Here is a 19,990-nt window from a genome sequence, read left to right as displayed (position 1 = left end):
AATGGGCGGCATGCCATTTCGGGGTCCGGCCCGCACCGGAGATCCCGCCCATAAGGCATATGATATTATCATACGAATATTGAGAGAGCCTGATGTCCGTTTCTGCCCCGGCTGCCACCCCGGTTACGAATGCTTCGAATAAAAGCGTGATTTCGAAATTGCCGGCCCTGACCCCGGACCGGTCGCTGGACAGTTTGACGCTGGGGTTCCTCAAAACGCTGGAGGCCGAGGGCAAGTTTGAGGGCGAAATCCATGCCGATTTCCCGACCCGCCTGATCCATGCGACCGATAACAGCGTGTATCAGGTGATGCCAACCGCCGTCCTGCAGCCCAAAACCCGTGATGACATCAATGTCGTGATGGAAATGGCAGGGCGGGAGAAGTTTTCCGAGGTCAAAATCACCCCGCGGGGTGGCGGCACCGGCACCAATGGTCAGTCGCTTAATAACACCATCATTCTTGATACCTCCAAGCACCTCAATCGCATTCTGGGCTTTGATGCCGAAAAGGGCCTGGTGCATGTCGAGCCGGGTGTGGTGCTTGATCAGCTTAATGCCTGGCTAAAGCCACATGGCTATTTCTTCCCGCCGGCAGTGTCGACAGCAAGCCGCGCCACCGTGGGTGGCATGATTGGATCGGATAGCTCCGGCAAGGGATCGCGGATTTATGGCAAGACCAGCCATTACATCCATGACATGACCACGGTGCTGATCGATGGCACGGATTTCAATACCCGTGCGATGAGCGCAGTTGAAGCCAAGGACACCATGGAACGCGCCGACCGTGTCGGTCAGCTTTATAAAAAGGTCCATGACGAAATCGCACCAAGGCGGGATCAGATCAAATCAACCTTCCCGGAAATGAACCGGGGGCTTACCGGCTATAACCTCAAGGAAGCGGTGTCAGATTGCGGGGACATGAACCTGTCGTTTTTGATTGCCGGGGCCGAGGGCAGCCTTGGCATGGTCAAGGAAATCACCTTCCACGTCATTCCGCTGCCAAAGCACAAGGCCGTCACCGTGGTCCGCTATGACAGCTTTGACAGTGCCCTTCGTCACGTCAAAACGCTGGTGCAGTTTGACCCCGTCGCGATTGAAAGCATTGATGACAAGGTCATGAAACTGGCCGAGCAGGATGAAAGCTGGCACATGCTGGGAAAGCTTCTCGGCACGGAAAACAGCAACACGCCGACACGCGGCTTTAACGTCGTCGAGTTCGTTGGCGAGACGGAGGCCGAGGTTAGCGCCAAACAAGCCGAACTCAAATCCTACCTCGATGCCAACCCGACTGAAGACTTTGTACCCATCGGCTTTGTGCAGGCGACCGACCCTGCGCAAATTGCTGCCATCTGGTCGATCCGGGCCAAATCCGTGGGCTTGCTTGGCAACCTTGAAGGCAAACGCCGCGCCACCCCGTTTGTCGAAGATACGGCCGTGCCGCCGGAAAACCTTGCCGATTTCATTGCCGAGTTTCGCGCGTTACTCGATGCCGAGGGGCTTGATTACGGCATGTTTGGCCATGTCGATGTCGGCTGCCTGCATGTCCGCCCGCTGCTTGACATGATGGATGAAGAGGACGAGGCCCGCATCCGCCGCGTTTCGGACGCGGTGGCAGACCTCACCAAACGCTATAACGGCCTGATCTGGGGCGAGCATGGCAAGGGGTTCCGCGGCGAATACTCCCCCGTTTATTTCGGGCCGGAGCTTTATGACGTTCTGCGCCGCATCAAGGAAGCGTTCGATCCCGAAGGGCAGCTTAACCCCGGCAAGATCGCATCGCCCTATTCCAAAAACACGCCGATCACGGCGATTGACGAGGCGCCGATGCGCGGCCAGTTTGACCGCCAGATCGAGGATGCGCTGCGGGATGAATACCTCAACGCGACGCGGTGCAACGGCAACGGAGCGTGCTTTAACTGGGATCTGATGGATGCCATGTGCCCGTCCTATAAGGTCACGCGATCACGCGTCCATTCGCCCAAGGGCCGGGCCGGAATGATCCGCGAATGGATCCGCCAGTTATCCGTGGGCACCGATCCGATGAACAAGGATTTGGCCGTCATCAATGGCCGGGATTTTTCCCATGACGTCTATGAGGCGATGGCCGGTTGCCTGTCGTGCAAGGCGTGTGCAGGGCAATGCCCGGTCAAGGTCGATATCCCGGAAATGAAATCCCGGTTCCTTGAGACCTATCACACGCGTTACAAAAGACCCGTAAAGGACCATGTGATTGCCTCGCTTGAGAGCATGGCACCCCTTTTGGCAAAGGCGCCGGGCCTGTTTAACGCGCTGCAATCGATCCCGCCGATGCCCTGGATTTTCAAACGCTTCATCGGGCTTACCGATTTGCCGAAACTGCACGGCCAAAGCCTTAAGTCCGGTCTGCGTCAACGTGGCATTGGGAAGTTCAAACAGGCGGAACTGGATGGGCTTTCGGCGGATGAAAAGGCCAAGTCGGTGATCCTTGTGCAGGATTGCTTTACCACGCATTACGATACCAACGTGATGCTGGCCCATGTCGACCTGTTGCAACGCCTGGGCTACCGCGTTTTCGTGCCGCCCTACCGCCCCAATGGCAAGGCGATGCATGTGAAGGGGTTCCTGAAACGCTTTGACTATCAGGCGATGCAAAATGACATCGTGCTGGGCAAAATCGCGCAATCGGGCGTGCCGATGATCGGGATCGAGGCCAGCGTGACCCTGACCTACCGGCAGGAATACGCCCAGCGCCTTTCAAACCGCCCGGACTACCGCGTGCATCTGTTCCATGAATGGCTGGCGGCCGAGATCGAGCACGGCCGCCTCACCCCGCCGAAAATTGATAACGGCGTTAACATGAATACGCCCGCAAGCCTGTTCCCCCATTGCACGGAAAAGACGTCGCTTCCCGATGTCGGTGTGAAATGGCAGAAAATATTTGACGCGTTCGGGCTCAAGATCAAGACGGAGAAAACCGGCTGCTGCGGCATGGCCGGCGTCTATGGCCACGAAACCCGCCACCAGGAAACGTCGCGCGAGCTTTATGATCTGAGCTGGAAAAAGAAGGTTGATGCGACGGGTGCAGCAAACATGCTGGTGACCGGCTATTCCTGCCGCTGTCAGGTGGATCGCTATGAAGGCGTCAAGCCGCAGCATCCGGTGGAGTATTTGTTTGGGGCGCTTCGTATAAAGTGAGTTAAGCAAAAAGATACACGTAACGCCCTGCTCTTATGGGCAGTAGCCCTTTCGCAGTTTGACATTATTATGAAGCCCAACTCCACACGTACTGGCTTGGAAATCATATAGATGGCGAATGAGTGCGTTTGTAAAAATAGTAAAGCACATACTTACATTGAAGTTCGTTGTGTTGCATGTGCTGGAAAAATAGGGCGCATGCGCGTTCCCAAGCCATTTCTCACATTGGCGATTGTAACTTCATTGTCCGCTGCCGGTGGAATATGGGCAGAGAACGCGATTCTGCAAAATCGCTTACCAATGGAAGAAGAGTTCGCCCTTATTTCGGCATGTGTTGAGACGGAAACCCTGCGCTCTGACTTACCGGTTTCTCAACGCGCCAAAGTTGAGCAAGAGGTAATGGAACTGTGTATTTGCACGTTTTCTAACGCGTTAAATACCGCCCCTGACATTTCGGAGGCATCGTTCCAAACCGCTGTCAAGGATAGCTTTAAACAATGCAGGGAGGATGACAGCTGGTTTTAACCGTCATCCTCTAGCTTATTTACTTGCCTTTAGGTGGATTATTTCCACGACCGCCACCGGATTTATTCCCGGTTGTTGACGGACCATTTACAGGTTTATTCCCAGCGGATTTAGCCATTTTCTAGGTTCCTAAGTTGGTTGAAGTTGGGCATGGTCATCGACCAATCAACATATACGAGGGTGGTCGGGGACATTTGGGGACAGCTTCGGGAAATGGGTCGTCAAATCTTAGTGTCAGATCAAATACAGCGCTTACTTAGCGAACACGGGCTTTCAATTAGAGAGTTCTCGGACATCATTCTAGGCATTGAGACTGATTGTGGCCCAGAGGGGCTTGATGCCCGAGAACGGGAACGCCACTACGCGACGGTTAAGAAAAGTCTTCAACGAAACTCCGCTAAGCTAGTTCGATACAAAGACATTTTGCTGGATCATCTTGAATGTATACCTGGCACGAAGAGAAGTTTGGATCGCGAAATGACCAGAGAGCGGCAAAAAAGCGCTCCTAAACAGTTCAGGGACATCGCACAAAGCATCGGCAGCGACATTCGGGACTACGTATCCGAAAAGTACTCTGAGGAAGACTAACGCCTCGAATCTTTCGTGTATATACATTTGACATATACCAAATTAAACCGCACAATGCCTGACAACTCACCCGCTTATGGAGGCATTCATGACTCAGGCGTCCGTATTTCTAAACAACAAGACACAGGCCGTTCGCTTGCCCAAGGATGTTGCCTTTCCTGAAGGTACAAAAACGGTTGAGGTGATTTCGGTCGGGGTGACGCGCGTGATTGTGCCGAGCGATCATTTGTGGGACACATTTTTTGACGGACATGCAGTCAGTGATGACTTTATGGAAGATCGCAACCAGCCCGCCATGCAGGAACGGGAAGCGCTGTAATGCTGCGCTTTATGCTGGACACCAATATCTGCATCTATGTGATCAAGAACCGCCCGCCGTCCTGCCGGGAGAAATTCACCACCCATAGCGGTGCTTTGGCAATCTCTTCGGTCACCATGGCCGAACTGATCTATGGCGCGATGAAATCCGCCAAGCCGGAGAGCAATCTGCGCACCATCGAGGAATTCGCCGCCCGCCTGACCGTGCTTGATTTCGATACCAATGCCGCAGGTCATTACGGCGAAATCCGGAGCAATCTTGAAGCCAAAGGCACCGTCATCGGCCCCTATGACATGATGATCGCCGGACATGCACGCAGTCACGGACTGATCCTTGTCACCAACAACATCCGCGAGTTTGAGCGAGTGGATGGGTTGCGTTTGGAGAATTGGGTTTAGGTTACGGCTGCGTAACGGGAAACTTCGTGCGCAACTTGTGATCCTTCCCTAGAAAAGGGACAGTTCCCTTTTTTGCAAAGGCGACATTCTTCAAAAATAAATCTGTCCCCTTTTTTCGCGAACGCATGCGCGCGTCCGTTGGTGAACACCGCAAGATCATCAAGGCGCTGCGTGACAATGACGCCGAAGGGGCACGTCGCGAAACGAAGCCCCGTGTGCGTAACACTGCGCGCTATGCCGGACTTCAGACGTAACCTTACCCACCGCCGCCTGCCGACATCTTGGTAATTTGCTCGACAAACATGACCATGACCGGGCTTCGCAAAGTCTTAGACCTTTTCCCCAAGGTCACCTTTTCACATCACAACATCTTCCTGAATTGCGTCGTTGCTGTGGGTACAAACCGCTGCAACGGAGCGCGATCAATGCTGAAAGATTTCAATACGGAATGGAATGCCATCTGGAAGATCAGTGATGGCTTGCAAACCGGTGTGGAGATCAAGGATAGCAAAACAACCATTCCCGATCAGATCAGACTGCTTAAAGAAGAAGTAACCACCTATCAGCAGTTGGTTGACGCATGTGGATCAGTCAAAAAGGGGGATGATCCCATCGCCCTGCTGGCGAAGATCGAGGAAAGTTTTATTGCTGTCCAAACGATTGAAGAGGTTTTGCTGACTTTGATCGACTTGCAGATTGACGCCAATAAAACAGCCCCCAAAGGGGCATTGATGCGTCCATCCAGCTATCCCAGCACGCTTTACAACCCGACACTTGAAAAGCTTGGCACCGAGCTCAGCTCCGTGGTGGCAGCCATGCAGGCGGACCTGTTGGCCGCTGGCTTGAATACCGAGGTCGAGACGGCACAGGAAAACATGGCGGGTGTATCGATCAAACCCAAAGTCACCGAAGCCAAATTCACCGCCCCTTCCTGGTTCAAAACCAAATAAGGCACGTGCTGCAACGCGATCATCAAACACAATTGAAGATGGGTTCACGTCATGAATTTTGCCACCGCACATAACGCAATCACATTGCCGATCCCTTACAACCAGAACAGCCCGGCAGACCAGAACTCTGTCTCAACTTTTATCAACAAGTTATTCCAAAACGGTACGGGTCAGGTGCGCAATCCCACCGCGATGACAAACGGTATTCTGGCTGCTGCTCAGGCTGATCAACCCGGTTACTGGCTGATTGATAATGCGACCCAGGCGGCAATATTGGAGCTTTGGTTCACCATCTGGACCAACCATGTGCTTGGTATAGCAAACACTCCGACAAATGGCGTTCCGGCGACCACACGCGCCACGGATATTGCCCTGTTTGAAAGTATTGCAGCCTATGTACAGGCCAATCATTCGGCATTGTATGTTCCCGATATTACGTATCACAGCCCGGTCGCGGGTCCGAATTCAGCACCGGTCTATGATATCGACGGATATGAGCGCGCCGATCTTTTTCTGACAAACACGGAAATTGCGCAGCCAAGGGGACTGGCGGCAGCACAAAAGCAATTTAATATTCTTGCTTTCCTTGAACTGTTTGCAACAGGTGCGCATTTCGTTGCGATCAACTCGGTTGATGATATCCCATTCGGAACACCGCCCTCGTTCCTAGATATGTTCAAGGAAAACGGTGCACTTTATGAGAAGACCAGCACCGCATATATGCATTCGCATTATTCCGGGGCAAAAGGCCTGACCAATATCGGTGCCGGATATGCCTATCCCAATGATATCGGCGGATCGACCACAGGCACCATGCTTGGCGGTTATATCGGCGCACGAACCGGCAGTACTTTAAGAACCATATTCGGTGCAGCCCTTGGTGCACTTTCTGATGCAATCACCGCAGATGACGCGCCAACTCCTTGCCCGTTTGTATGCTCCTTGCTTGCCGGGAACACGTCCTGGCTTGCACCGAACACCTTCTTCCAGCTTGAAGGTTGGCCTGGTATATTGTCGCGCGGATTTGGGGCAAAAGGACGCCACGGACAGGATTTTTCCGTCCATCAAACAACAAAATGGAATATCGCAACCTACGGCGCCTCACCGTTTAGCGAGAAGCGTGGCACGACTGTTTTTCTTGCGCCGAACAACTGGAACCCGGTTCAGTCTGTGACGACGTGGACGCAATACGCTGGCAGTAAAACACTGCAAGGTTGGTATGATACGAACCTGATCCGCCCGACTGCCAATCTGCTTTAAACACACCAGTTTTGGGTACCGGCGGGATTATCTGCCATTCACAAAAACGGCAGCATCTTGGTGATGTGATCGGCGAAGGCGTCGGTCGCAGGCGTCGGATTGAGTTCTGATGTGATGACGCGCAGGCCCAGTTTGGGCAGTGGTGGTAGTGGGGATTTGAGGATGAACAGGTCGCTCGGGACGGCCTTTTGCATCATGACGCTGATGGCAAGGCCTGAGCGGGTGACGGCGATCAGGCCAGCCAGGCTGTTGCTGGCATAGGCGATCTGATAGGGCAGTTTGGCTTCGTCCATGGCGTCGCGGGCCGAGCGGTGATCGAGCGAATTTGCCGCGGCGAGTGCCAGCGGGATCGGGGTTTGTGGCCCGGTATTCTGATTGAAATCATGGAGTTCGAGGGTGGGTTTGCTGCCGACCCAGGCGAGTTGTTCGGTGCGGATGAAGTCGCCCCCGTTTGCGATGTCCGGGGTCGAGACCAGCGCCATGTCGATCTGGCGGGCATGCAGGAGTTTTTGCAATTCCGGCGTCGGGGCCGAAACCACGCGGATTTCGATATCGCGATGGATGGCACCGAAGCTTTTGAGCAGGGCTGGGAAAAAGGCGATCAGGTAATCTTCCGGGCAGCCAAAGGTGATCGCGCCGCGCAATCCCTGATCGGAGAAGCTTGAAACCGCATCATCATGCAGGCGCAGGATGCGTTCGGCATAGCCCAGAAAACGCTCCCCCGCCCCGGTCAAGCGCACACCGCTGCCCGAGCGGTGAAACAGGCTTTGACCGAGCGCATCTTCAAGACGCTGTATCTGCATGGTGACAGTTGATTGGGTGCGCCCGACCTGAATGGCGGCGGCACTGAGTGTGCCGGCATGGGCGGCACGGACGAAGGTTGTCAGCAATTTGAGATCAAGCAGCGCCTGCATGCGGGGCTCCGTTGGTTGATGATATCAATATTTTTGATATCGGAGTGCAAGCATTATCAATTTTACCGCTTGCGCGCCACAAGATAGGCTTTTCCCATCACATCAAGCGATCAACACAGGGAAAAGTGAAACCATGTCACGCAATGACGATGCTGCCTTTTGGGAAAGCGCCAACAATCACCTGATCCGCTATGGCAGCCCGTTTGATCCGGCGATCATTGAGCGCGCCAAGGGATCATATGTTTATGATGCCGATGGCCGCGCGATCCTTGATTTTACATCCGGCCAGATGTCTGCGGTTCTGGGCCATGGCCATCCGCGCATTGTCGAAACCGTGCAGCGCCAGGTCGAAACCGTCGCACATCTGTTTAGCAGCATGCTGACCCGCCCGGTGGTGGAGCTTGCCGAACGGTTGGCCGCCCTTGCACCCGGATTGGAAAAGGTTCTGTTCCTGTCGACCGGGGCCGAAAGCAACGAGGCCGCCATTCGCATGGCAAAGCTTGTTACCGGCAAGCATGAGATCGTGGCCTTTTCCAAAAGCTGGCACGGGATGACCGGGGTCGCTGCATCGGCGACCTATAGTGCCGGGCGCAAGGGATATGGTCCGGCCGCGGTCGGATCGTTTGCCATTCCGGCCCCAAATGCGTTTCGCCCGCGCTTCAAGCATCCTGACGGGTCGCTTGATTGGCAGACGGAGCTTGATGATGCGTTTGAGCTTCTTGATGCGCAATCGACCGGCAATCTGGCAGCATTCGTTGCCGAGCCGATCCTGTCGAGCGGCGGGATCCTTGAACTGCCGAAAGGCTACCTCGCAGCGCTTAAGAAGAAATGCGAAGAGCGCGGCATGCTTTTGATTTTGGATGAGGCGCAAACCGGAATCGGGCGTACCGGCGACATGTTTGCGTTTCAGCGCGACGGGGTCACACCCGATATCCTGACCCTATCGAAAACCATCGGGGCTGGCTTGCCGCTCTCGGCCGTCATGACGACGCCCGAGATCGAGCAGGCAGCCTATGAAAAGGGTTTCCTGTTTTACACCACCCATGTGTCCGACCCCCTGCCCGCCGCGGTTGGTTTGACGGTTCTGGATGTGGTGCGCGATGAGAAGCTTGTGGCGCGCGCCAAGCAAATGGGCGCGCAGCTTTATGAAGGCCTGTCTTCCATCAAGGATCAGTATGCCTGTGTGGGCGATGTGCGCGGGCGCGGCTTGCTTCTGGGGATGGAGATCATCAAGGAAACCGGTAATCGCGCGCCTGACCACGAAATGGGGGCGGCCATCATGGCGGAGGCCTTCAAGCGCGGGCTGAGCATGAATATCGTCAAGATGCCGGGCATGGGCGGCGTATTCCGCATTGCCCCGCCACTGACCATCAGTTCCGAGGAACTCGATAAGGGTATTTCGATCATTGGCGATGCCGTGAAGGCGTGTGTTTCGCGCTAACGCCTACACCATCCACTCCAACAAATTCTCGCCCCTCCCCTTGTGCCACCATCACAAGGAAAACGGCGTCCCGAGCAATCAGGACGCCGTTTCTGTTTTCGATCATGAAGCCCCGTCATTCCGGGCGCAGACCCGGAATCCGTCGCTTGGGCCACCGATGCCCACCGATATAGATTCCCGTACCCGCCTTCGCGGGCACAAGCTCTGCGCGGGAATGACGACGAAGGCAAAGGCGTGTTTCTGATCAGCCCTTGCGGAGCGTGATGACGGTGAGTTCGGCGGGCACGCCGACGCGGATGGCGAAGCCCGGCCATTGGGCGGTGCCGTTATTGACGTAAAGCTGCATGTCGCCGATGTCATACATGCCAGAGACAAAGCCGCCATTCAAAAGGGCGACGATATTGTCAAAGATGGCGACCATGCCGCCGTGGGTATGACCGGAAAGCTGCAGATCGACACCAAGCGGCTCTGCATCACGGGCCATTTTTGGTTGATGATCCAGCAGGATGATGGGTGCGTTTTCCGGGCTGCCTTCAAGCGCCTTGGCGACATCGGGTTCGGGCCGGTTGGTACGATCAGCACGCAAGTCAGTGACCCCGGCGATGGTGAGCTGATCGCGCCCACGCTCAAGAACGATATGCGCGTTCTCAAGCGTCAGCATATTGAGCCCACCATAGTGGTTCATCCAGTTTTCATAGCCGAAATAATATTCATGATTGCCCGGAATGGTGATGACGCCATCGGGTGCCTTAAGGTCATGCAGCGGTTGGACATCGTCATAGCGCAGCGGCAATTCACCATCGATCAGATCACCGGTAATCACGATCAGATCGGGTTCAAGCGCGTTGGTTTTTGCCACAACCTCGGCCACCCAGGGACGCTCATAAAGTTTGCTGATGTGAAGATCGGTGAGCTGGACCATACGATAGCCGTCAAACCCGTCGGGGAGACCCCGGATGGTGACATCCATTTCCTTGACGTCAGGCACGCGCATCGATTGCGCGACACCAAAGCAGGCCAGTGCGATGGCAGCAAAGGACATGATGGTGCGCAAAACGACCGGGCCGTGCACCTTGCGACGCAGGATCACCCAGCGCAGCAGCAAGCCGATCAGGTCATAGGCCAGCTGGAACCACAGCAGGAAGAAGATCACGCCGAACGCAACATTGACCGCCACCACAATCGGTTGCGGGAATTCGGGAACGAACATGCTGCCAAAGGCGATGCGGGCATAAAGGTGATGCTGCGATCCGATCACCAGCAAAACTGCAAAAGCGATCTTGGCCCAGCGCGGCCAGGCCAGATGGCGCACATGACGCAACAGAACATATAAGCAGGCAAGACCAACGACGACGTGAAACAGAAACACGGAACAAACTATCCTTTAAGAAAAATTCAGGCGCAATATAGCCGAAACGCCGGCAACAATCCCCGCCAAAGTAGCCGATATTTATGAGGGGGCTTCATAGGTTCTATTGGTGAGAGAAAGAGGAAGGCAGAACAGTTGTTCAAGTTTAGCGGTCGCAGAACACAACGGATATCTTCGCAACCTCAAATCTTGCAATGCTTATATGGACGTCCAAAGACTGTTGCCTCGAGCTTACCCTTAGGTTTTTCCGCTTGCCGCTTTAGTTCTTCATTTTGCATTGCTAGAACCACGTATATTATCGCTTCTCTTGCCAACTTCAACATCCGCAAGGCTTTAGCCTCGAAATCATCAATCTGAACTTGCGTCGTTATGTTCTTGCTTCCAGCAAACGCCAAGTATTCATGGAATGTCAAAAAACGATGTTCCATAGCATTTCTGTATCGTGCGAGATCACGCGCATCGGGTTCTGTAGCATCTCTGAAACCAGAATCGCTTTTGTAGAGGTCTGCACGGATTGAGTACAAACCAGCCAAAGGCGAACTCATGATCTCCGCGATTTTTGGATGGGATTGTTGTCGGTCTTTTGGGTCTTGGAACAACTTTGAAAAGTTCAGATCGCGTTCAGAATGGCCAAGTTCAAAATAATCGTTCAAGAACATCGCGACCTTATCAAGTATTGAGTATCCTGATCGAAAAGCGGCTTTTAACTTCTCCACGCGAGGGCCAAATATTCCCCCATCGTAATGATCGAACAAAGTTACATCTTTCAGCATATATCTGGCTTCAGGCAGCGCCATCGCCTCGTACAGCAACCCTCGGGCTCCAATGTACTCAGATTTTATGACATCGAAGAACTTTGGAAATCTAGGCTCATCTCGAATTCCATAGGAATGAGGCGGCAAGTGCATAACATCGCGAGCTGCTAAAGGCCAATGCCCCAAATCATTTAGCGGATTAATAAAGAGCTTTCTCGTGGCAGCCCAATCGCGAAACCGTACTTCTCTCTTAGATGTCCTTTTAGGGTAAGGGTCACTCCGATAAGGGAACCCTTCATCGCACTGATTTAAATACTCATTTAAATTAGAAAGATACTTGTCGAAGTAATCTCTTGCGATCTCCTCACCTTGAAACCAAAGCCCCTTTTTAATACCGGATGAGAGATGGCTTCGAGCTTCCCGTAAAACTATGTCAGTATGACCAGGGTCGTGCAGCAGTTTTGCATAAGAGAGCAAGCAACAGCCAATATGGCAAAGAGCCATCCCAAAGTCAGGAACGTGCAGCAAGGCAAAATTCAGCTGATCAATAGCATCAACAATCCTACCGGTCCTACTTAACGCTATTCCAAGATTGGTTCTCGACCTAGCGCGTGGAATTGGATTACTCCACAAAAAGGATGGGTGACAAATCGACCTACGAAGATAAAGAATCTCACCAAATCTAAGTGGGTCATTCCACCACTCTTTGGCATCGCCCTGGCACTTCCGAATGCCGCCGTACGCATTGGCAACACCATAAAAAAATAGTGCGTGACTATCTTCAGGTATCTCCTTTAGCAACTCAGATTTACGCTCAACAAAAGCTCGCAAGCCTTCTTCATTCTCTTCGTCAACATCCCTGTCAATCTGCTCAAATAACGTTCTGATCTGTTCAGTTTCATTACTCATTGAGTTCTCAGAGTTCCGCAGAAACGCTCACCCAGATCGAAAATCAGGCACTGTTTAAGCACAGTATTCACGACCACGTTTACACAAAGATCCGCTCCGCACATCATTTATCAAACCCACTGTTCAGAAACGATCAGTGAGGACATTAAGAAAGCCCGCGCCGAGAGATACTTAGACAGTTATTATGTACGAATTACTGTCCCCAGCCCCGACTGAATTTAAGTTATTCCAATCGATGTTTTTGCTTGGAGACGTATGGATGAAACTCTGCATGTGTCAAACGAGCTTTATCTAGGTCTTTTTTCAGCTCTTTCCCCATCACCACTAGTATATCCCGATTACCTTCAGTTTGACGTTTGTCAACTTTTCTCAGGTGATAGTTCAACTCATATTCTTCGGAAAAGTTGACATAATCATGATCACTTATGGCCATATGAACCCCCATCTAAACTAGATATTGAACATTAGAAAACACGCTATAATAAGGCAAAACAGGGATAAAATTCCACCCTTAATTGTGTACATAATTCCAAGCGCCCTCGAAAAAAGCGCTTTGCGCAACATCAATGCCCGGAGCGAAACAATCACCTAGGATCATTCCAGAGAATGTTGCGTTGCAAAGAGATGTGACATTTGGTCAGATGGTTTGACCATCATTGAAAAACCCATCCCGGCCTGCCAATGCCCTGCCTTGGTCCGCCCCCCGATACCGGAGAATGGAATGAAAAGCTTGCGTGCTGTGTTGATCGTGCTTGTGGTGATTGTCGCTGCTGCCGGGGGTGGATATGCCTATTGGCAGTCACAGCAATCCGAGCTTCCGGAATTCATCGCATCGGGCAACGGGCGGATTGAAGCCGAGGAAATCCGGGTTGCGACCAAATATGCCGGCCGGGTCGAAGAAGTTCTGGTCGAGGAAGGTGATCAGGTCACGCGTGGACAGATCCTGGCCCGCATGGATACGGCCGAGCTGATGACAAGCCGTGCGCGTGCGCGCGCCGAAGTCGCGGCCGCCGAACAGGGCATTGCCGAGGCCGAAGCCCAGATCGTGCAGCGCGAGAGCGAGCTTTCCTTTGCCGAGCAGCAGCTTTCACGCGCTGAAGAGCTTGTGAAAAACAACAACATTTCCCAACAGGAAGTCGATCAGCGCCGTGCCGATCGCGATATCGCCAAGGCGGCCCTGACAGCAGCACAAGCGCGCCTGACCAGTTCGCGATTGAATGTTGCGGCGTCATCAGCCCAGCTTGAAGGCATTGAAGTTCAGATTGATGATTCGGTCCTGAAGGCACCACGCGATGGCCGCGTGCAATATCGCCTTGCCGAACCGGGCGAGGTTTTATCGGGTGGTGGTCCGGTGATCACCATGATCGATCTGACCGATGTCTATATGAATGTGTTCCTGCCGACACGTCAGGCCGGTCTGGCCTTTGTCGGCAATGATGCGCGGATTATCCTTGATGCCGCGCCAAGCGTTGTCATCCCGGCCAAGGTATCGTTTGTCGCCGATGATGCGCAATTCACCCCGCGCGAAGTCGAAACCCGGGCCGAGCGCGACAAGCTGATGTTCCGCGTCAAGGTGCGGATTGATCAGGAACTGCTTAACGAGCACCTCAAACGGGTGAAAACCGGCCTTCCGGGGGAGGCCTATATCATGCTGGCCGATCACAATGACTGGCCGAATGAATTCACCCCGAATGTGCCTGATGACGCGACCCTGCGTCAGACCGCGCAATAGAGTACCCCACCATGGTGGAAAACACCGATCACGTTGATCAGATCGCCGTAAGGCTTGAAGGCGTCTCGCACCGCTATGGCAAGGTCGCAGCGCTTGACGGCATCAGCCTTGAAATTCCGGTGGGCCAGACGGTTGGCTTTATCGGCCCGGACGGGGTCGGTAAATCAAGTGCGCTTGCCCTGATATCGGGTGCGCGCAAGGTGCAGGATGGCACGGTCGAGACGCTTGGCGGATCGATGACGGATGCCAGGCACCGCAACGCGATCCTGCCGCGCATTGCCTATATGCCCCAGGGGCTTGGCAAGAACCTTTATATGGATCTGACAGTGCGCGAGAACCTTGAGTTTTTCGGCCGCCTGTTTGGTCAGGGCAAACGTGAGCGTGATGAACGCATTGCACGTCTGGTTGAGGCGACCGGACTTGATCCCTTTACCGAGCGCCCGGCGGGCAAGCTTTCGGGGGGGATGAAGCAGAAGCTTGGGCTTTGTTGTGCGCTGATCCATGACCCGGACATCCTGATCTTGGACGAGCCGACCACCGGTGTTGATCCGCTGTCGCGTCAGCAATTCTGGCAACTGATCGATGCGATCCGCCAGACGCAAAGCAAAATGACGGTTCTGGTGGCGACGGCCTATATGGATGAAGCCGCGCGCTTTGACCGGTTGATTGCAATGAATGACGGCAAGGTGCTGGCGAGTGGTACGGCCGATGAAATTCTTGAACGCACCGGATCAGACACACTTGAGGCCGCCTTTATCGCGCTTCTGCCGGAAGAACAGCGGCGTGATCACCATGAACTGAATATCCCGGAGCGCACCATTCATGGCGACACGCCAGCGATTGTCGCCGAGCATCTGACCAAGAAGTTTGGCGACTTTACCGCCGTGGATGATGTCAGCTTCCGGATCGAGAAAGGCGAGATTTTCGGATTTCTCGGCTCCAACGGTTGCGGCAAGACCACGACCATGAAGATGCTGACCGGGCTTTTGAATGCGTCCGAGGGCATGGCGGAATTGTTTGGCAAACCGGTCGATGGGCAGGACATCGCACTGCGCAATCGGGTTGGCTATATGAGCCAGGCCTTCTCGCTTTATTCCGAACTGACCGTGATGCAGAACCTTGAGCTGCATGCGCATCTGTTTCACATCGCGAAAGACAAGATCAAACCACGGATCAAGGAGCTTTCCGAGCGGTTCGGCCTTGGCCCCTATCATGATGATCTGAGCGAACGGTTGCCGCTTGGCGTCCGTCAGCGCCTGTCGCTGGCAGTTGCGATCATTCACAATCCGGAAATCCTGATTCTGGATGAGCCGACATCGGGCGTTGATCCGGTGGCGCGTGATGGGTTCTGGGAATTGCTGGTCGAGCTTTCGCGTGATCAGGGGGTGACGATTTTCATCTCCACCCACTTCATGAACGAGGCGGAGCGCTGCGATCGCATTTCACTGATGCATGCCGGCAAGGTTTTGATCAGTGATACGCCAGATGCGATCACCAAGGGACGTGGCTGCGAGACGTTGGAAGAAGCGTTTATCAGCCATTTGGAAGAGGCCGACGGCGAGGACGGGCAATCCACCCCCGCCCCTGCCCCGGAAGATGCATTGAGCGCGTCGAATGGTGATCAGGCCAACTGGAAACCGGCGCATGCGTCGCTGTTCAGTTTCCGGCGGTTGTGGGCCTATTCGCTGCGTGAAACCATGGAACTGGTCCGCGATCCGATCCGTTTGATGTTTGCCCTGATTGGCACCGCGATCCTGATGCCGGTCTTTGGCTGGGGCATTACATTTGATGTTGAAAACCTGACCTATGCGGTTCTGGACCGTGATCAGAGTGCGGAAAGCCGGACCTATACCGAGAACCTGTCGGGATCGCGTTATTTCGAAGCACAAGAACCGCTGACCAGTATTGATGATCTTGAGGCAAGGTTGCTTGCGGGCGAGATCACGCTGGCGATTGAAATTCCGCCGGGGTTTGGACGCGATGTCGGGCGCGGCAGCAGCCCGGAGATCGGCGCGTTTATTGATGGCTCCATGCCGTTTCGCGCCGAGACCATTCATGGCTATGTCGAAGGCATTCATCAGCTGTATTTAAGCGAGAATCTTAAACGTGATGTCGGAAGTTCTGATACCGGCCAGCCGCTGCGGATTGAAACGCGTTTTCGCTATAATCAGGATTTCAAAAGCATCTATGCCATGGTGCCGTCTGTGATTGCGCTGTTGCTGGTGTTTATCCCCGCCGTCCTGATGGCAGTCGGTGTGGTGCGCGAAAAGGAACTGGGATCGATTACCAACCTTTATGTGACGCCGGTGTCCAAGCTTGAGTTTTTGTGGGGCAAGCAATTGCCCTATGTGGCGCTTGGCCTGATCAACTTTTTCCTGATGAGTGCGATGGCGCTGTTCTGGTTTGAGGTACCGTTGCGTGGCAATGGCCTGACCCTTTTGACCGGGGCGATCCTGTTTGTTACCGCGACCACGGGCTTGGGACTTTTGATTTCGTCCTTTACCAGCACCCAGATCGCAGCCCTTTTTGGCACCGCGATTGCGACCATGGTGCCATCGGTGATGTTTTCCGGAATGATGCAGCCGGTTTCCTCGCTCGAGGGCGTCTCGGCGCTGATGTCGAAGGCGATTCCGACATCGCATTTCATGTCGATCAGTGTCGGCACATTCACCAAGGCGCTTGGCTTTGCGGAGCTTTATCCCGAACTGATCAGTCTTTTGATCTTCTTCCCGGCATTGACCCTGCTTTCGATGCTGCTTTTGAAAAAGCAGGAGGCGTAACCCATGCTTGGCAGACGGATCAGTAATATCTATCGCCTTGGCATCAAGGAGCTTTTCAGCCTCCGGCGCGACATGGTGCTGATTGCGCTTATTGTCTGGGCGTTTTCCTTTGCGATTTATAATTCGGCAACCGGCTTTTCGCATGACTTGCGGCGTGGTTCGATCGCGATTGCCGATCAGGATGGCTCGGCGCTTTCGCTTCGGATTTCGGATGCATTTCTGGAACCCTATTTCCAACAGCCCGCGCGCATTAACGAGCGCGATATTGATGCGGCGATGAATAGCGGCGCATTCACCTTTGTGCTGGTGATCCCGCCGCGTTTCGAGGCCGATGTGGTTTCGGGCCGCGATCCGGAAATGCAGCTTAATATCGATGCCACTGCGATGATGCAGGCCGGGATCGGTCAGGGCTATGTCAGCAATATCATCGCCCAGGAGGTTTCGACATGGCTTGGCGGCAAGTCGGCCTGGGCCGGGCAAAACCGCAGTGAGGCGGCGTCGATTGTGACGCGTTATGCCTATAACCAGAACGTCAAAAGCGAATGGTTTACCAGCACGATGGAGATCATCAATGCGATCACCATGCTGTCGATCATTCTGTCGGGGGCGGCGCTTATTCGCGAACGCGAACATGGCACGATCGAGCATTTGCTGGTGATGCCGCTCAATCCCTATGAGATCATGCTGGCGAAGGTCTGGGCCAATGGGCTTGTGATCCTGATTGCCTGCATGCTGTCGATGATTTTTGTCGTTCAGCTGGTGCTTGGCGTGCCGATTGCGGGATCGAAGCTTTTGTTCATGGGCGGTGTGGTGATCTATCTGTTCTTTGCCACGGCACTGGGCATTTTCCTTGCCACCATGACGCGTTCCATGCCGCAATTTGGCCTGCTGTTCATTCTGGTGGTGTTACCGTTGCGCTTGCTTTCGGGCGGCAGCACGCCGCTTGAAAGCATGCCCGAGGAGCTTCAGAACATCATGCAGTTCTCGCCCGCCACACATTTCGTCAAATATGCGCAAGCCATCCTGTTCCGGGGTGCGGGTATTGAAGTCGTCTGGCCGGAGTTTCTTCTGGTGTTTGCGATCGGGGTTGGCTTCTTTGCCTTTAGCGCGATGCGGTTCAGGAAGAGTATCGCGCAGATGCGTTAGGATGATCGGTCGATAACCTTGTGCTGATCACTACGGACAAAGTGAACGGCACCCGCCATAAGTTTGGTATCACCATATTCGATCCAGCACCTGACAACACCTTCCGCAGGCACATTGAATCCCGGGAATTTCATATCTGCAGTTAGCTTGTAACCGACAACCCCGACAACCTTCTTGTCTTTCAGCGCCTCTCGGACTTGGGCCTCTGTCAGAGAATGCGATGCCAACGGTTCGCTGAGCCAAGATGCGTCGACAACAATCCGATAGTTTCGAATTTGTGGGTCCAAACCCAAATGTAAATCTGTAACAATACAGAACAATGGCAGATTTATGGGCATCTCAGGAAAGAAAACACTTCCTCCAAGCACCCCCATCAGGCTGCGGCGTCCACCTTCTTCTGCACGAATGTCCTCACAGAACGTCGCGACAGCAAACGGGAAGCTATACTCTTTAAAGCCTTCATCCATATCCGAGACTCTCTTTTCCCGCTTAACTCAGTTTGAAAGACATGTTCTGCGTTTTGATCTCCGAATTCGCGCTAGCAACATTCACCCTTGGAGGACAGTTATCACCATGAGTGACGTCATCTTTCCGCTCAAATGTCTCAAAAACGTAGTCACGATCCATCGCCCATAGAAGCTCCAGAATAGACCTCAAAGTTAGGTTTGCCCCATCATTGATCCTACGGTTAATCACTGAGCGATTTACACCAAGCTCCTCAGCGATTTTAGCCTGACTCAACTCAGGGTCTTTTTCGCATGCTTCGACGTAGCTTTTACGTATTTCGTGGCGAAACTTTTCAACCCCATCCGAAACAAACTCGCTCTTCGGATCCAGCTCAAAAAGAAATGACATCCTGTAACTCTCCATCCACGAACTTGGGCTCACTAAGTGCCATTCGATCTCGTACAGCAACACACTGATCACGATAACCAGCATATAGATTAAATTCTTTAATACGCGAGGCATCATCAACTGCATCGCAAATGAATACATCGTAAAGTGGAAACCAACCGAACAATCGCATATCTTCGGTCTTTAGTTCCCAAACACCTAGATCTGAAGGATTGATATCTCTAATATCATTTCCATCTCCGTAACTTAGCTCATTTCCGCAAACAAACCGCTTGAACAGGGAGTATACTTGTTCATAAGGAGTGGCTTCACTCATTTGCGTTTGCGGTAACTGCGGCAAAGTTTCCACAATGTATTCATGCGCTCTCGGAGTTGCATAAAGATAACGCGATGGCGCAGAACAAACTCGAATTGGCAAATTTATAGGTACCAAAGCGTCGCTACGCACCAACTCCTGCAAATTCTCAAAAGTTGCCATTTAAGTCAACACAGTTAATAATATTAACGTTTACCGGTAAATATATACCCCTATAAAAAACATAAGAAGTTTTTTATGCAGCCGCAAATTGTGACCAGTAAGACTGGTATCTATGCGTGTTTGTGAACTAAATACAAAATACATAACAAACACAAAACCCCGCGCGGGAACCCGGCGGGGTGGGAATGGTGGGCCTAACAAGACTCGAACTTGTGACCTCTCGCATGTCAAGCGAACGCTCTAACCAACTGAGCTATAGGCCCCTATGGGTGGGAAAGATGGTGGGCCTAACAAGACTCGAACTTGTGACCTCTCGCATGTCAAGCGAACGCTCTAACCAACTGAGCTATAGGCCCGCAAATCCATCTTTCAGAAGACCAGGCCTTCGTAACCAAAAA

The 19,990-nt window shown here is 53.3% G+C and carries 18 protein-coding genes and 2 tRNA genes; 11 read left to right on the top strand and 9 right to left on the bottom strand.

Features of this window, described 5'->3' with window-relative positions; translation table 11 throughout:
* Nucleotides 1-92: 92 nt before the first annotated feature.
* The 7 genes from UF64_RS11075 to UF64_RS11045 all read left to right on the top strand — a co-directional run bounded on the left by UF64_RS11075 (nt 93) and on the right by UF64_RS11045 (nt 7,213).
* Nucleotides 93-3,173, top strand: coding sequence for an FAD-binding and (Fe-S)-binding domain-containing protein (locus UF64_RS11075; protein WP_052657585.1), 3,081 nt, complete (start codon nt 93-95; stop codon nt 3,171-3,173).
* 111 nt (nt 3,174-3,284) lie between these two features.
* A complete protein-coding gene (locus tag UF64_RS11070) occupies nt 3,285-3,698 on the top strand; it encodes a hypothetical protein (protein WP_152630675.1) in 414 nt (137 codons plus the stop codon).
* Nucleotides 3,699-4,374: 676 nt separating this feature from the next.
* Nucleotides 4,375-4,605, top strand: coding sequence for a type II toxin-antitoxin system VapB family antitoxin (gene vapB, locus UF64_RS11060; protein ID WP_033067331.1), 231 nt, complete (start codon nt 4,375-4,377; stop codon nt 4,603-4,605).
* Complete coding sequence (vapC, locus tag UF64_RS11055; protein WP_044828612.1) at nt 4,605-5,003, top strand: tRNA(fMet)-specific endonuclease VapC; 399 nt, start codon at nt 4,605-4,607, stop codon at nt 5,001-5,003. The genes vapB and vapC overlap by 1 nt, the downstream gene beginning before the upstream one ends.
* Nucleotides 5,004-5,128: 125 nt before the next feature.
* The gene (locus UF64_RS21070) at nt 5,129-5,257 is read left to right on the top strand and encodes a hypothetical protein (protein ID WP_255353099.1); all 129 of its coding nucleotides are present in this window, start codon (nt 5,129-5,131) and stop codon (nt 5,255-5,257) included.
* Nucleotides 5,258-5,428: 171 nt separating this feature from the next.
* The gene (locus tag UF64_RS11050) at nt 5,429-5,953 is read left to right on the top strand and encodes a hypothetical protein (protein ID WP_152630674.1); all 525 of its coding nucleotides are present in this window, start codon (nt 5,429-5,431) and stop codon (nt 5,951-5,953) included.
* Nucleotides 5,954-6,004: 51 nt separating this feature from the next.
* Complete coding sequence (locus tag UF64_RS11045) at nt 6,005-7,213, top strand: hypothetical protein (RefSeq protein ID WP_044828610.1); 1,209 nt, start codon at nt 6,005-6,007, stop codon at nt 7,211-7,213.
* A gap of 38 nt (nt 7,214-7,251) precedes the next feature.
* Here UF64_RS11045 and UF64_RS11040 read toward each other — a convergent pair whose 3' ends face one another.
* Complete coding sequence (locus UF64_RS11040) at nt 7,252-8,127, bottom strand: LysR family transcriptional regulator (protein ID WP_044828609.1); 876 nt, start codon at nt 8,125-8,127, stop codon at nt 7,252-7,254.
* 133 nt (nt 8,128-8,260) lie between these two features.
* Between UF64_RS11040 and UF64_RS11035 the strand changes: the two genes are divergently transcribed.
* Entirely contained in the window at nt 8,261-9,568 is a 1,308-nt protein-coding gene (locus UF64_RS11035; protein WP_044828608.1) for an aspartate aminotransferase family protein, read from the top strand.
* Between the two features lie 244 nt (nt 9,569-9,812).
* Here the strand turns inward: UF64_RS11035 and UF64_RS11030 are convergent, their stop codons facing one another.
* The 3 genes from UF64_RS11030 to UF64_RS11020 all read right to left on the bottom strand — a co-directional run bounded on the left by UF64_RS11030 (nt 9,813) and on the right by UF64_RS11020 (nt 13,034).
* Nucleotides 9,813-10,937, bottom strand: coding sequence for a metallophosphoesterase (locus UF64_RS11030; RefSeq protein ID WP_152630673.1), 1,125 nt, complete (start codon nt 10,935-10,937; stop codon nt 9,813-9,815).
* A 182-nt stretch (nt 10,938-11,119) separates the two neighbouring features.
* Nucleotides 11,120-12,601 carry an LA2681 family HEPN domain-containing protein gene (locus tag UF64_RS11025; RefSeq protein WP_044828607.1) on the bottom strand — a complete coding sequence of 494 codons (1,482 nt, stop codon included), beginning with the start codon at nt 12,599-12,601 and terminating at the stop codon, nt 11,120-11,122.
* A gap of 223 nt (nt 12,602-12,824) precedes the next feature.
* On the bottom strand, nt 12,825-13,034 hold the full coding sequence (locus tag UF64_RS11020; protein WP_044828981.1) for a hypothetical protein: 210 nt from the start codon (nt 13,032-13,034) through the stop codon (nt 12,825-12,827).
* Between the two features lie 288 nt (nt 13,035-13,322).
* On the opposite strand from UF64_RS11020, the gene UF64_RS11015 reads away from it, so the two are divergent.
* Genes UF64_RS11015 through UF64_RS11005 form a run of 3 tightly spaced genes read left to right on the top strand, consistent with a single transcriptional unit; the run spans nt 13,323 to nt 18,259 of the window.
* Nucleotides 13,323-14,333 carry an HlyD family secretion protein gene (locus UF64_RS11015; protein WP_044828980.1) on the top strand — a complete coding sequence of 337 codons (1,011 nt, stop codon included), beginning with the start codon at nt 13,323-13,325 and terminating at the stop codon, nt 14,331-14,333.
* An 11-nt stretch (nt 14,334-14,344) separates the two neighbouring features.
* Nucleotides 14,345-17,113, top strand: coding sequence for a ribosome-associated ATPase/putative transporter RbbA (gene rbbA, locus UF64_RS11010; RefSeq protein ID WP_044828606.1), 2,769 nt, complete (start codon nt 14,345-14,347; stop codon nt 17,111-17,113).
* Between the two features lie 3 nt (nt 17,114-17,116).
* Entirely contained in the window at nt 17,117-18,259 is a 1,143-nt protein-coding gene (locus UF64_RS11005) for an ABC transporter permease (protein WP_044828605.1), read from the top strand.
* On the opposite strand, the gene UF64_RS11000 is transcribed toward UF64_RS11005, so the two are convergent.
* The 5 genes from UF64_RS11000 to UF64_RS10985 all read right to left on the bottom strand — a co-directional run bounded on the left by UF64_RS11000 (nt 18,256) and on the right by UF64_RS10985 (nt 19,948).
* Nucleotides 18,256-18,726, bottom strand: a complete 471-nt coding sequence (locus tag UF64_RS11000) for a hypothetical protein (RefSeq protein ID WP_044828604.1) — start codon at nt 18,724-18,726, stop codon at nt 18,256-18,258. The two genes, UF64_RS11005 and UF64_RS11000, sit on opposite strands and share 4 nt — an antisense overlap.
* 22 nt (nt 18,727-18,748) lie before the next feature.
* Nucleotides 18,749-19,114: a winged helix-turn-helix transcriptional regulator gene (locus UF64_RS10995; protein WP_161794617.1), complete on the bottom strand. Its 366-nt coding sequence runs from the start codon at nt 19,112-19,114 to the stop codon at nt 18,749-18,751.
* Nucleotides 19,098-19,592, bottom strand: a complete 495-nt coding sequence (locus tag UF64_RS20545; RefSeq protein WP_161794616.1) for a hypothetical protein — start codon at nt 19,590-19,592, stop codon at nt 19,098-19,100. Before UF64_RS20545 ends, UF64_RS10995 begins: the two co-directional genes overlap by 17 nt.
* A gap of 186 nt (nt 19,593-19,778) precedes the next feature.
* Nucleotides 19,779-19,855: transfer RNA gene (locus UF64_RS10990), tRNA-Val, on the bottom strand.
* Nucleotides 19,856-19,871: 16 nt separating this feature from the next.
* Nucleotides 19,872-19,948: transfer RNA gene (locus UF64_RS10985), tRNA-Val, on the bottom strand.
* Between the last annotated feature and the right edge of the window lie 42 nt (nt 19,949-19,990).

It is taken from the genome of Thalassospira sp. HJ, from assembly GCF_000948415.1.
Classification (GTDB): domain Bacteria; phylum Pseudomonadota; class Alphaproteobacteria; order Rhodospirillales; family Thalassospiraceae; genus Thalassospira.
This window is presented reverse-complemented; position numbering and strand designations above follow the sequence as displayed.

Excerpts from the sequence above, each read along its gene's own strand:
- UF64_RS11050 (WP_152630674.1), top strand. The coding sequence starts at position 5,429 with ATGCTGAAAGATTTCAATACGGAATGGAATGCCATCTGGAAGATCAGT.
- UF64_RS11075 (WP_052657585.1), top strand. The coding sequence starts at position 93 with ATGTCCGTTTCTGCCCCGGCTGCCACCCCGGTTACGAATGCTTCGAAT.
- UF64_RS11035 (WP_044828608.1), top strand. The coding sequence starts at position 8,261 with ATGTCACGCAATGACGATGCTGCCTTTTGGGAAAGCGCCAACAATCAC.
- UF64_RS11015 (WP_044828980.1), top strand. The coding sequence starts at position 13,323 with ATGAAAAGCTTGCGTGCTGTGTTGATCGTGCTTGTGGTGATTGTCGCT.
- vapC (WP_044828612.1), top strand. The coding sequence starts at position 4,605 with ATGCTGCGCTTTATGCTGGACACCAATATCTGCATCTATGTGATCAAG.
- UF64_RS11025 (WP_044828607.1), bottom strand. The coding sequence starts at position 12,601 with ATGAGTAATGAAACTGAACAGATCAGAACGTTATTTGAGCAGATTGAC.
- UF64_RS11045 (WP_044828610.1), top strand. The coding sequence starts at position 6,005 with ATGAATTTTGCCACCGCACATAACGCAATCACATTGCCGATCCCTTAC.
- UF64_RS11020 (WP_044828981.1), bottom strand. The coding sequence starts at position 13,034 with ATGGCCATAAGTGATCATGATTATGTCAACTTTTCCGAAGAATATGAG.
- UF64_RS11005 (WP_044828605.1), top strand. The coding sequence starts at position 17,117 with ATGCTTGGCAGACGGATCAGTAATATCTATCGCCTTGGCATCAAGGAG.
- rbbA (WP_044828606.1), top strand. The coding sequence starts at position 14,345 with ATGGTGGAAAACACCGATCACGTTGATCAGATCGCCGTAAGGCTTGAA.
- UF64_RS20545 (WP_161794616.1), bottom strand. The coding sequence starts at position 19,592 with ATGGCAACTTTTGAGAATTTGCAGGAGTTGGTGCGTAGCGACGCTTTG.
- UF64_RS10995 (WP_161794617.1), bottom strand. The coding sequence starts at position 19,114 with ATGTCATTTCTTTTTGAGCTGGATCCGAAGAGCGAGTTTGTTTCGGAT.
- UF64_RS11000 (WP_044828604.1), bottom strand. The coding sequence starts at position 18,726 with ATGGATGAAGGCTTTAAAGAGTATAGCTTCCCGTTTGCTGTCGCGACG.
- vapB (WP_033067331.1), top strand. The coding sequence starts at position 4,375 with ATGACTCAGGCGTCCGTATTTCTAAACAACAAGACACAGGCCGTTCGC.
- UF64_RS11040 (WP_044828609.1), bottom strand. The coding sequence starts at position 8,127 with ATGCAGGCGCTGCTTGATCTCAAATTGCTGACAACCTTCGTCCGTGCC.
- UF64_RS11070 (WP_152630675.1), top strand. The coding sequence starts at position 3,285 with ATGGCGAATGAGTGCGTTTGTAAAAATAGTAAAGCACATACTTACATT.
- UF64_RS21070 (WP_255353099.1), top strand. The coding sequence starts at position 5,129 with ATGCGCGCGTCCGTTGGTGAACACCGCAAGATCATCAAGGCGCTGCGT.